This is a genomic window from Streptomyces fumanus, assembly GCF_014655295.1.
Classification (GTDB): domain Bacteria; phylum Actinomycetota; class Actinomycetes; order Streptomycetales; family Streptomycetaceae; genus Streptomyces; species Streptomyces fumanus.
This window is the reverse complement of record NZ_BNBI01000016.1, coordinates 1-11250: the sequence shown is the minus strand read 5'-3', so window position 1 is coordinate 11250 and position 11250 is coordinate 1. Positions and strand designations below refer to the sequence as shown.

Here is an 11250-nt window from a genome sequence, read left to right as displayed (position 1 = left end):
CTCTCTCATTGGGGGCAAAGCCGCACACGCTCCTCACGATCAACGCCCCCGAGACCAAGTCGCCATCGATCCTAAGCGACCATCCGGACTACTCGGACTGGTCGGTCAGTGCCCTGCGCAGCCGCTCCTCGTTCACACGCCAGAAGGTGTGCTGCCGGCCGTCGACGAGGACCACCGGGATCTGCTCCCAGTACGCGTCGTACAGGCTCCGGTCCTCGGTGATGTCCTTCGCCTCCCACGGGACGCCGAGCTCGGCGCAGACCTTCTCGACCACCTGCTGTGCGTCATCACACAGATGGCAGCCGGGCTTGCGGATGAGGGTGACCAGGTGATGCTCAGGACGCGGCGGCGTCTTTCTGCGGAAGACGGGGCTCATACGGGCCATTCTCGCGCGTCCCGCACCGGACCGGTCGCGCGGAGTTCACGGCCTCCCCACCTCTCGGCTCCGAACCGTCCGAACAGACTGACTATGCTCACGAGCATGGCCGCTCTCGGATGGCTCTCTCCCCGTAGGCGCTCCGCCACCGCGCGCAGCGTGCTGGCCGGCGAGGCTTCGGCTGAGGCAGCCCGCAAATCCGCCCAGGACGCCCCCGCCCCGCCCACCGCCGAGGAACCGGACTTCCCGGTCCACGGCGACGAGCGGGCGGCCGCCTTCTTCGACCTGGACAACACGGTGATGCAGGGCGCCGCCCTCTTCCACTTCGGCCGGGGCCTGTACAAGCGCAAGTTCTTCGAGACCCGGGACCTGGCCCGGTTCGCCTGGCAGCAGGCGTGGTTCCGGCTGGCCGGCGTCGAGGACCCCGAGCACATGCAGGAGGCCCGCGACTCGGCCCTCTCCATCGTCAAGGGCCACCGCGTCTCCGAGCTGAAGTCGATCGGCGAGGAGATCTACGACGAGTACATGGCCGAGCGGATCTGGCCCGGCACCCGCGCGCTCGCCCAGGCGCACCTGGACGCGGGCCAGAAGGTCTGGCTGGTCACCGCCGCCCCGGTGGAGATCGCCCAGGTGATCGCCCGCCGGCTGGGCCTGACCGGCGCGCTGGGCACGGTCGCCGAGTCCGTCGACGGCGTCTACACCGGCAGGCTGGTCGGCGAGCCGCTGCACGGCCCGGCCAAGGCGGAGGCGGTGCGCGCCCTGGCCGCCGCGGAGGGCCTGGACCTGGGCCGCTGCGCCGCCTACAGCGACTCGCACAACGACATCCCGATGCTGTCGCTGGTCGGCCACCCCTACGCGATCAATCCCGACGCCAAACTGCGCAAACACGCGCGGCAACTGGACTGGCGGCTACGGGACTACCGCACCGGCCGCAAGGCCGCCAAGGTCGGCATCCCCGCGGCGGCCGGCGTCGGCGCGGTGGCCGGCGGCACCGCGGCGGCGATCGCCCTGCACCGCCGCCGCCACTGACGGACCCGGCGGCCACTCCGGTGACGTACCCGGTGGCCAATCCCTCTGACGTACCCGCGGAACCGGGCCCTCAGTCCCCGCGCGCTCACCCGGGCACAACACGCTCCGTGGCCAACCGGAAGACGAACCGAACCGATCAGGAAGCGATCACGCTCAGACAGCCGATCGGGCGTCAATCGGTTACACAAGCGACGTAATCGATGATTTGAGCAACTGGGTGTAGCAGCGCCTGTACGAAGCGTTATTCTCCTCAGACGCAATCCGGAACCCTTCCGTCGCTACGACGGGTGAAAGGTCCCGCACTGCACGTGATGGAAGCTCTGCCTCTGGGAGTCCCGTGTACCCACACGTCGGGGTTGACGCCTCGGGCCTGGCTACGCTGCGCGCAACGGTCAAATCGATCCAAGACCTGCTGCGCGACTTCGTCCCCACCGCGTACGCCGTCCCCGCCCTCGCCGCGGCCACCGCCCCCGCCGGCCCGTGCTACGCGCTGGCCGACGGCAGTGCCGCCGTCGGCAGACGCGGGCGCGCACCGGGGACGACCGTGCGCCGCCCCGCCGCGGACAGCGACAGCGCCCGCATGATGGACCTGGTCGAGCGCGCCCAGGCCGGCGAGGCCGACGCCTTCGGCCGCCTCTACGACCAGTACAGCGACACCGTGTACCGGTACATCTACTACCGCGTGGGAGGCAAGGCCACCGCCGAGGACCTGACCAGCGAGACGTTCCTGCGCGCCCTGCGCCGCATCGGCACCTTCACCTGGCAGGGCCGCGACTTCGGCGCCTGGCTGGTGACGATCGCCCGCAACCTGGTCGCCGACCACTTCAAGTCCAGCCGCTTCCGGCTGGAGGTCACCACCGGCGAGATGCTCGACGCCAACGAGGTCGAGCGCTCCCCCGAGGACTCCGTCCTGGAGTCCCTCTCCAACGCCGCCCTGCTGGACGCCGTCCGCCGGCTCAACCCCCAGCAGCAGGAGTGCGTGACCCTCCGCTTCCTCCAGGGCCTCTCCGTCGCCGAGACCGCCCGCGTGATGGGCAAGAACGAGGGCGCCATCAAGACCCTCCAGTACCGCGCCGTGCGCACCCTCGCCCGGCTGCTCCCCGACGACGCCCGCTGACCTGCCCCGAATCACCCACCGCTTACCGCCCGTTGACTCCTCCGACGGCTTGCCCGCCGTCCGTAACCCAAGTGCCGCGCCGCTCGTTGTGCGGGATGCAGGCTCCCTGTGGTCACATCCTGGCCGACCCCTGTCACACGTTCGTGTGGTTTGCGGGCAGGGTGTGGAACCCTCAGGCCCCCTGGGGAGTCGACCGTGATGACGAGAGGAGGTGCCGCCAGTGATCGCGAACGTATCGGCGCACCGGCGGGCGAACGCCTTCGCCCAGGCTCTGGAGGAGCAGTCCGACCCGGACACGGCGGCCGAGCAGCCGGACGGACCGGCACCGGCCGAGGCCGCCGCGGACCCGACCGGACCAGGGCACCTGGTAGCCCTGGCCGCCGGTCTCGACGCGCTGCCCAAACCCACGCTGGACCCCGAGGTCAAGGCCGTCCAGCGGGCCCAGTTGGTGGCCGCGTTCGAGGCCATGCTCCAGGAGGGCACCGCCCGGGGCGAGGCGACCGACCCATCGGTGCCCGAGCAGCGGCGGTCCCGCGGCGCCCACCGGGCGACCCCGCTCAAGCGGCTCCGCCCCCGCAGCAGGCTGGCCAAGGGGCTCACCGCGGGCGGGCTCAGTGTCGGCGTGGCCGCCGGGGCCTTCGGCTCCGTCGCCGCGGCCAGCACCGACGCCCTGCCCGGCGACTCGCTCTACGGCCTCAAGCGCGGCATCGAGGACTTCAAGCTCGGCCTCGCCGACGGCGAGACCGACCGCGGCCGCGCCTACCTCGACCAGGCGTCCACCCGGCTCAGCGAGGCCCGCCGGCTGCTGGAGCGCGACCGCGGCGGACAGCTCGACCACGAGTCCCTCGGCGAGATCCGCCGCGCCCTCACCGGCATGCGGCACGACGCCGCCGAGGGCCACCGGCTGCTCAGCGCGGCCTACGCCCGCGACCCCGGCTCCCTCGGCCCGATGCGGACCCTCTCCGCCTTCTCGCGCTCCCACCGCGAGACCTGGGGAGCCCTCCGCGACCGGCTGCCGGTCCAGCTCGGGGACGTCAGCGAGCAGGTGACCTCGGTGTTCGACGCCATAGAGCAGGACGTCGCCCCGCTGCGCTCCCTGCTCCCCGAACCGCCCGCCGAGGACGACCAGGACAGCGTGCGGCCGGGCGACTCCGGGACCGCCACCACGGACACCCCCGGCAGCAGCCGTACGGCGCCCCCCAGCACCGGCGACGACGGCTCCGCCGAGCACGGCCGGACCGGCAGCGACCGGCCCAGCCGGCCCTCCGCGTCCGGCAGCGACGAGGAGGGCCTGCTCGGCGGCAACACGGGCGGCCTGCTCGACCCGCCGAAGGAGAGCACCCCCACCTCACCCTCCACCGGGAGCAGGAGCAAGACGCCCGTCCCCGAGCCGGACGTCACCCTCCCGCCCCTCATCCCCGGCCTGCTGCCCGGCCTGGGCATCCAGGGCGAGGACACCGAGTAGCACCCCGACCGGTACGGCGGTGGGAATCCCCCTCCCACCGCCGTACCGGCATGTCGGGGCAAGGTCAGAAGAACACCGACCGGCGCTGCACCAGCAGCTTGTAGAGGGTGTGCTGGATCTGCTCCCGGACCTGATCGGTCAGGTTGAACATCAGCATCGGGTCCTCGGCCGCCTCCGCCGGATAGTGGTCCGTGGCGATCGGCTCCCCGAACTGGATCGTCCACTTCGTCGGCAGCGGCACCGCGCCCAGCGGCCCGAGCCACGGGAACGTCGGGGTGATCGGGAAGTACGGGAACCCCAGCAGCCGGGCGAGGGTCCGGGAGTTGCCGATCATCGGGTAGATCTCCTCGGCCCCCACGATCGAGCAGGGGATGATCGGCGTCCCCGCGCGCAGCGCCGTGGAGACGAACCCGCCCCGGCCGAACCGCTGCAGCTTGTAGCGGTCCCCGAAGGGCTTGCCGAGCCCCTTGAACCCCTCCGGCATCACCCCGACCAGCTCCCCCTGGCCGAGCAGCCGCGCCGCGTCCTCCGCGCAGGCCAGCGTGTGGCCCAGCTTGCGCGCCAGCTCGTTGACGACCGGCAGCGCGAACACCAGGTCGGCCGCGAGCAGCCGCAGATGCCGGCCCGCCGGATGGTGGTCGTGCACGGCGACCTGCAGCATCAGGCCGTCCAGCGGCAGCGTCCCGGAGTGGTTGGAGACGATCAGCGCGCCGCCCTCGGACGGGATGTTCTCCACGCCCTTCACCTCGACCCGGAAGTACTTCTCGTACACCGGCCGCAGCAGGGACATCAGCACCTGGTCGGTGAGCTCGGCGTCGTACCCGAAGTCGTCGACCTCGTAGTCACCGGTCAGCCGGCGGCGCAGGAAGGACAGGCCGCCGGCGATACGCCGCTCCAGGCCGCCCGGGTCGTCGGCGTCCCGCGGGGGCCGCTCCGGCTCCTCCCCGGGCCCGGCGGCGGCCCCGGTGGGCAGCGCCTGGACCTCGCCCACCGGGCCGGGCTCCGCAGCGCTCTTGCGGCGGCTCCCCGCACCCCGGCGCCGCGCCGGGCGCTGTCCCGCGCCGCCCCGGGACCGGTCGTCGTCGAACGGAATGACCTTGGCGTCCGCCATCGTTGCTGCGCTCCTCAGTTGGCGCTCTGCGTCGGGAGAGGGCCGCTGCCCCCGCGGGCCAGGGCCGCGATCCGGTCGACGGCCCCCGCGAGGGCCTCCGGCGGGAGCAGCCCGGGTCCCCGGCTGCGCGTGAAGTCCGCGAACGTGTCCGCGGTGGTGTGCTTCGGCTCGAATCCCAGCGTCTCGCGCATCTGGGTGGTGTCCACGACCCGGCCGTGGGTGAGCAGCCGGATCTGTTCCGGGGAGAAGTCCGTCATGCCCAGCGTACGCACCAGGGAGCCCGCCCAGGTGACCGCGGGCAGCAGCAGCGGCACCGTGGGCCGGCCCAGGCGCCGGGAGCACTGGGAGAGGGTCAGCACACCGTCACCGGCGATGTTGAACGTGCCGCTGTTCAGCGTGCCCCGCCGCGGCTCGCGCGAGGCGGTCCGCAGCACCTCGATCACATCGTCCTCGTGCACGAACTGCAGCCGCGGGTCGTAGCCGAACACCGTCGGCAGCACCGGCAGCGAGAAGTACGAGGCGAGCGGCGTGTCCACGGTCGGGCCCAGGATGTTGGCGAACCGCAGCACGCACACCGCGACGTCCGGCCGCCGGCGCGCGAAGCCCCGTACGTACCCCTCGACCTCGACGATGTCCTTGGCGAACCCGCCGCTCGGCAGCGACCTCGGCGGGGTCGTCTCGACGCACACGGCCGGGTCGCGGGACGCCGAACCGTACACATTGGTACTGGACTTGACCACCAGCCGCCGCACGTTCGGCGACTTCTGGCAGGCGCCGAGCAACTGCATGGTGCCGATGACGTTGGTCTCCTTGACCGTGGTCCGGCTGCCGCCGCCGAGCGGGGTGCCCGTGACGTCCATGTGGACGACCGTGTCGGCGCCCGTCTCGGCGAGCACCCGGGCGATGGTGGGCTGCCGGATGTCGGCCTGGACGAACTCGGCGCCGCCCAGGTGGTGCTCGGGCGGGACCGCGTCCACGCCGATGACCCGGTCCACATCGGGATCGCGCATCGCCCGCCGCACGTAACGGCCCCCCAGTCGACGCGCCACTCCGGTCACGAGCACGACCTTGCCCAAGATCCGCGCCTTCCTTCCGCCGGTGGAGCCGGGACGCCTTTCCCTGCGTACCCTGCCGGGTTCCCCGCCCGCGGGCCAACTTAGCGGGTCGGTGTCGCGCCGCGACGACGCCGAAGGCCCCACCTGACGAGAAAGGACGGGTCCGTCCCCGGTACGGCGGCAGGGACGACTGTGGCCCCCCACCGGATCCGGTGGGGGGCCACGGTCACGCCTTCGCGGCGCCGCGTCGCCTACTTCTTGTTACGACGCTGGACGCGCGTGCGCTTGAGCAGCTTGCGGTGCTTCTTCTTAGCCATCCGCTTGCGCCGCTTCTTGATAACAGAGCCCACGACTACCCTCGCTCACTTCTCATCACTCGGTTGTTTGGGCGCCATGGGCCCACACGACCTACGAGGGCTTAGCCTACCCGCCCGAGCGCTGAGACCGTAATCGAGGGGGCGGGAGAGGCCCGAAGAGACCCCGGGGGCCCCTCCCTGATCACCGTCAGGCCGTGTCCACCCCCACGAAACTCTCGCGGAGGTACTCGTGAACCGCATTCTCCGGGACGCGGAAGGACCGCCCCACCCGGATCGCGGGCAGATGACCGCTGTGCACCAACCGGTACACGGTCATCTTGGACACTCGCATCACCGAGGCGACCTCCGCCACGGTAAGAAACTGAACCTCGCTCAGAGGCCGTTGCTCTGCAGCCATGACACACCTGAACCTTCCGCACTCGACGGCCACCGGCTTCCCCTTCCGGTGACTCTTCGTCGCTGCGTGCTCACTCCCCAATGTAGGTGCGGGTGATGCGAGTGGGGAAGAGGTGCACGCATCGGCGCCCTACTGGGACAGACACGCTCGTTTGAGTACGTAGCGGGTAAGCGGCAGGTAGTAATCGGACCGCACGCCGTCATCAAGTGGAACGACGACGGACACCGATCCCTCTGCCTGCCCCACGAAGAGCGCGGGGTCGTCCACATCAGCCAGCCCGATGGCCTCGAACCCTAGCTGACCTGCTCCGCAGACCCATCCGTGGTCTCCGATCACCAGCTCCGGCAGCACCCCCGAGCCCTCCGCCGCACCGGCCAGCGCGGCCCGAACCGGGAGGGGTGAGTGCGTGTGTGCGCCGGGCTCACAACCGGTGCGTTCGGCGCCGGCGTCGCGCACCAACGCGACACCTCGTACGTAGTCGAGGTTGTACGTACGTAGGCCGAACCGGGTCGTTATGTCGACACGGCGACCCTGCGCGGGGGTGAGGACAGTACATCCCGCCGCCGACAGGGCGCCCGCCAATCCGGCGTAGAAGCCCAGCAGCCGATGGGGGTGCCCGGTGCCCAGGAGCACGGGAGCGCGACGCCGGGCGACCACGGCGAGCCGGTCCGCGAAGGCGTCCAGGGCGGCCAGCGTCCGTTCAGGGTCGATCACATCCTGCCCCGAAGTATGCCGAGGATCGGGCGAGACTCCACACTTCTCGGCCATCAACCCGATCACGTCCCCGACCGTCCACTCCCCCACGGGCTCGATCCCGAGGGTCACCCGAGGATCCCGCGCCGCGAAAGCCCGATACCTCCGCAAACTCCCTTCCCGCGCCGCCCCCACCACCCCCGCGATCCCCACCCGCACCAGATAACCCCGAAGGTCACCCTCACCACCCACGCCCTCACCTCCGAACCTCCCAGCCTGCGGGCATACGTGCCGCCTAGGGCGGCACGGGTGGGCGCAGGCGGCACCCCGCACCGCCGGGCAGCGCACCCACCCCCCGACAACAACGCCCCCCACCCCACAACCCCGAACCACCCCCACGCCGCCCCGCCCACCCGCACAACCAACCCACCCGCCACAACACCGTCACGCCAGCAACCCCCGCAACGGAAACACCGCCCTCCGCACCGCCAACACCGCCTGATCCACCCGATCCGCAGGGTCGTACCCCCCCTCCCACCCCTCCCACGACACCGGCCACCGCCCATCCGTCATCCGCCCCGGCCCCACCCGCCGCGTCCGCGCGAACACCTCCCCCCGCCACGCCTCCGGAATCTCCGCCTCCGGCGCCACCTCCCGCCCCGCCGCGATCCCCACCAGATGCGTCCACGACCGCGGCACCACGTCCACCACCGCGTAACCGCCCCCGCCCAGCGCCACCCACCGCCCCCCGGCGTACTCGTGCGCCAGCTCATGGCACGCCCGCTGCACCGCCCGCTGCGCGTCCACCGACACCGCCAGGTGCGCCAACGGGTCCTCGAAGTGCGTGTCCGCCCCGTGCTGCGTCACCAGCACCTGCGGCCGGAAGGACGCCACCAGCTCCGGCACCACCGCGTGGAACGCCCGCAGCCACCCCGCGTCCCCCGTCCCCGCCGGCAGCGCGACGTTCACCGCCGACCCCTCCGCGTCCCCGTCCGCCCCCGTCTCCTCCGGCCACCCGGTCCCCGGGAACAGGGTCCGGGGATGCTCGTGCAGCGATACGGTCAGCACCCGCGGGTCCTCCCAGAACGCCGCCTGCACCCCGTCCCCGTGATGCACGTCGACGTCCACGTACAGCACCCGCTCGGCCCCCAGCTCCAGCAGCCGCGCGATCGCCAAGGCCGCGTCGTTGTAGACGCAGAACCCCGACGCGGACCCCGGCATCGCGTGGTGCAGCCCGCCCGCGAAGTTCACCGCGTGCAGCGCCTCCCCGCGCCACACCGCCTCCGCCGCCGCCACCGACTGCCCCGCGATCAGCGCGGACACCTCGTGCATCCCGGCGAACGCCGGATCGTCGACCGTCCCCAGCCCGTACGACCCGTCCGCCGCCCCCGGGTCCGCCGACGCCGCCTTCACGGCCGCGATGTAGTCCTCCCGGTGCACCAGCCGCAACGTCGACTCCCCGGCCGCCTTCGCGGCGACCACGTCCAGCTCCCGGTCCAGCCCGAAGGCCCCGATCAGCCGCCGCGTCAGCGCCAGCCGCACCGGATCCATCGGATGGTCCGGACCGAAGTCATAGCCCGTTACCGCTTCGTCCCACATAAGCCGTGCCCGACCGCTCATGCCCGCCACCGTATCGGTCAGGTTGAGTCCCGAACGACCGGGCGTACACGAGTGTCACCAGCACCAACACCATCGGTACCAGCATCGCCCCGCGATAGCTCCAGGCACCGCCGAGCGCCCCGACCAGCGGCGAACCGATCAGGAAGCCCACGTAGTTGAAGATGTTCAACCGGGCGACGGCCGCGTCCGAGCCCGCGGACCCGTACTGCTCGAAGGCCCGTCGCCCGGCCGCCGCGAACGTCTGCGGCACCAGCACGCACAACCCCAGCCCCAGCAGCGTGAACCCGCCCATCCCGACCCACGCCCCGGGCGCCCCCGCCACCACCGCGAACCCCGCCGCCGCAGTCAGCGCCCCGCCCCGCACCACCGCCACGGCCCCGAACCGCCGCACCCCGAAGTCCCCGACCGCCCGCCCCAGCAGCGTGGTCACCATGTACACGTTGTACGGCACGGTCGCCAACTGCTCCGAACTGCCCAGCACGTCCTGGAGGTACTTCGCACTCCAGTTGGAGACCGTCGAATCCCCGATGTACGCGAACGTCATCACCAGGCACAACGGCAGCAACACCCGAAACCCCACACCCCCGCCCCCCACCGCACCGGACGCACCCCCCGCCCCCTCCCCGTCCGCCTTCCGGTCGACGTACCACCGGCTCCCCACCAGCACCGCCGGCAACAGCACCCCCACCACCGGCAGATACGACACCCACAGCGCCAGCCCCCAGTGCGCCCCCGCCCACGCCAGCGAGGCGCCCAGAATCCCGCCCAGGCTGTAGGCCGCGTGGAACCCGAGCATGATGCTCCGCCCGTACGCCCGCTGCAGACTGACCCCGAGCATGTTCATCGAGGCGTCCAGCGCCCCCACCGCCAGGCCGAAGACGCCGAGCGCGGCGGCCAGTACGGCCACCCGGTCCCCCGCCCCGACCCCGAGCAGCGCCAGCAGCACCACCGGCTGGGACCACCGCAGCACCTGGCTGGGCCGTATCCGCCGCACCAGCCACTCGGTCACCACGCTCCCCACCCCGGCGAGCACGGGCACGGCGGCCAGGAAGGCCGGCAGCAACGCGTCGGACACCCCGTACCGGTCCTGGATGGCCGGAATCCGCGTCACCAGCAGGGCGAACGCGGCACCTTGAGCGAAGAAGCCGAACGCCAGAGAGGCCCTGCCATGCCGCAGCACATCCGTCATGGCGGCGAGCGTAGGTCCCCGGCCCACCCCTGAACAGATCCAGTCAAAGCTGAATCTTCCTCAGTTTCCTTCCCTGGTCCGGCTCAGACCAGCAGGTCGGCCAGCTCGCTCATGTCGCCGAACAGCCGCCCGGCCCCCGCCAGCTTCTCCGCCGGCGTCATCGCCGTGAACCCGAGGACATCCATGCCGGCCGCCACCGCGGCCGCCACCCCGAGCGGGCTGTCCTCGACGACGAGGCACCGCCCGGGCGCCACGCCCATCCGCTCGGCCGCGTACAGGAACAGGTCCGGCGCCGGCTTCCCCCGCCCGACATCCTCCGCGCTGAAGACCCGGCCCTCGTCGAACCACCGGTCCAGCCCGGTCTTCCGGTGCCCCACCCGTATCCGCTCATGGCTCCCCGAGGACGCCACGCAGTACGCCACCCCGTCCGCGGCCAGCTTCTCCAGCACCCCGACCACCCCGGGCACCGGCTCCAGGTCCCGCTCGAACGCCGCGAACACCCGCCCGTGGAAGACCTCGTCGAAATCCGCGGGCAGCTCCTGGCCCGTCCGCTCCCGGATCAGATCATGGATCCGGTGCATGGCGGCCCCCATGTAATCCCGCAGGGAGTCCTCGTACGAGGTCGGGTGCCCCAGCTCCGTGAGATAGGCGGCCAGCAGCCGGTTGGAAATCGGCTCGCTGTCGACGAGCACACCGTCGTTGTCAAAGATGACCAGGTCGTAGCGCATACCTCGACAGTAAACGACCCAGAAAAACGAAAAACCCCGCACCGAAAGGTGCGGGGTTTCCCTTGAATAATTGTTCGGCGGCGTCCTACTCTCCCACAGGGTCCCCCCTGCAGTACCATCGGCGCTGTAAGGCTTAGCTTCCGGGTTCGGAAT

12 protein-coding genes and 1 rRNA gene are annotated in these 11250 nt (G+C 71.6%); 3 read left to right on the top strand and 10 right to left on the bottom strand.

The window, feature by feature from the left end; genetic code table 11:
- Positions 1-88: 88 nt before the first annotated feature.
- A complete protein-coding gene (locus IE316_RS29445; RefSeq protein ID WP_190207586.1) occupies positions 89-376 on the bottom strand; it encodes a glutaredoxin family protein in 288 nt (95 codons plus the stop codon).
- A gap of 105 nt (positions 377-481) precedes the next feature.
- Here IE316_RS29445 and IE316_RS29440 point away from each other — a divergent pair, with 105 nt between their 5' ends.
- From IE316_RS29440 to IE316_RS29430, 3 genes are all read left to right on the top strand, one after another.
- Entirely contained in the window at positions 482-1405 is a 924-nt protein-coding gene (locus IE316_RS29440) for an HAD family hydrolase (protein WP_190207585.1), read from the top strand.
- A 337-nt stretch (positions 1406-1742) separates the two neighbouring features.
- Positions 1743-2522, top strand: a complete 780-nt coding sequence (locus IE316_RS29435) for an ECF subfamily RNA polymerase sigma factor, BldN family (RefSeq protein ID WP_190207584.1) — start codon at positions 1743-1745, stop codon at positions 2520-2522.
- Positions 2523-2742: 220 nt separating this feature from the next.
- The gene (locus tag IE316_RS29430) at positions 2743-3987 is read left to right on the top strand and encodes a DUF5667 domain-containing protein (RefSeq protein WP_190207583.1); all 1245 of its coding nucleotides are present in this window, start codon (positions 2743-2745) and stop codon (positions 3985-3987) included.
- 64 nt (positions 3988-4051) lie between these two features.
- On the opposite strand, the gene IE316_RS29425 is transcribed toward IE316_RS29430, so the two are convergent.
- The 9 genes from IE316_RS29425 to rrf all read right to left on the bottom strand — a co-directional run.
- A complete protein-coding gene (locus tag IE316_RS29425) occupies positions 4052-5098 on the bottom strand; it encodes a lysophospholipid acyltransferase family protein (RefSeq protein ID WP_190207582.1) in 1047 nt (348 codons plus the stop codon).
- A gap of 14 nt (positions 5099-5112) precedes the next feature.
- A complete protein-coding gene (locus IE316_RS29420; RefSeq protein ID WP_190207581.1) occupies positions 5113-6174 on the bottom strand; it encodes an NAD-dependent epimerase/dehydratase family protein in 1062 nt (353 codons plus the stop codon).
- A 230-nt stretch (positions 6175-6404) separates the two neighbouring features.
- Positions 6405-6503: a 30S ribosomal protein bS22 gene (locus tag IE316_RS29415; RefSeq protein WP_003948845.1), complete on the bottom strand. Its 99-nt coding sequence runs from the start codon at positions 6501-6503 to the stop codon at positions 6405-6407.
- 154 nt (positions 6504-6657) lie between these two features.
- Complete coding sequence (locus IE316_RS29410; protein ID WP_190207580.1) at positions 6658-6867, bottom strand: helix-turn-helix domain-containing protein; 210 nt, start codon at positions 6865-6867, stop codon at positions 6658-6660.
- A 129-nt stretch (positions 6868-6996) separates the two neighbouring features.
- Entirely contained in the window at positions 6997-7812 is an 816-nt protein-coding gene (locus IE316_RS29405) for a phosphatase (protein ID WP_190207579.1), read from the bottom strand.
- A 192-nt stretch (positions 7813-8004) separates the two neighbouring features.
- Positions 8005-9180 carry an acetoin utilization protein AcuC gene (locus IE316_RS29400; RefSeq protein WP_190207578.1) on the bottom strand — a complete coding sequence of 392 codons (1176 nt, stop codon included), beginning with the start codon at positions 9178-9180 and terminating at the stop codon, positions 8005-8007.
- On the bottom strand, positions 9131-10369 hold the full coding sequence (locus IE316_RS29395; protein WP_190207577.1) for an MFS transporter: 1239 nt from the start codon (positions 10367-10369) through the stop codon (positions 9131-9133). The genes IE316_RS29400 and IE316_RS29395 overlap by 50 nt, the downstream gene beginning before the upstream one ends.
- An 83-nt stretch (positions 10370-10452) precedes the next feature.
- On the bottom strand, positions 10453-11097 hold the full coding sequence (locus IE316_RS29390) for an HAD family hydrolase (protein ID WP_190207576.1): 645 nt from the start codon (positions 11095-11097) through the stop codon (positions 10453-10455).
- A 72-nt stretch (positions 11098-11169) separates the two neighbouring features.
- Positions 11170-11250 (bottom strand): 5S ribosomal RNA (rrf, locus tag IE316_RS29385); the annotation flags it as partial.

Excerpts from the sequence above, each read along its gene's own strand:
- IE316_RS29400 (WP_190207578.1), bottom strand. The coding sequence starts at position 9,180 with ATGAGCGGTCGGGCACGGCTTATGTGGGACGAAGCGGTAACGGGCTAT.
- IE316_RS29390 (WP_190207576.1), bottom strand. The coding sequence starts at position 11,097 with ATGCGCTACGACCTGGTCATCTTTGACAACGACGGTGTGCTCGTCGAC.
- IE316_RS29440 (WP_190207585.1), top strand. The coding sequence starts at position 482 with ATGGCCGCTCTCGGATGGCTCTCTCCCCGTAGGCGCTCCGCCACCGCG.
- IE316_RS29395 (WP_190207577.1), bottom strand. The coding sequence starts at position 10,369 with ATGACGGATGTGCTGCGGCATGGCAGGGCCTCTCTGGCGTTCGGCTTC.
- IE316_RS29410 (WP_190207580.1), bottom strand. The coding sequence starts at position 6,867 with ATGGCTGCAGAGCAACGGCCTCTGAGCGAGGTTCAGTTTCTTACCGTG.
- IE316_RS29445 (WP_190207586.1), bottom strand. The coding sequence starts at position 376 with ATGAGCCCCGTCTTCCGCAGAAAGACGCCGCCGCGTCCTGAGCATCAC.
- IE316_RS29425 (WP_190207582.1), bottom strand. The coding sequence starts at position 5,098 with ATGGCGGACGCCAAGGTCATTCCGTTCGACGACGACCGGTCCCGGGGC.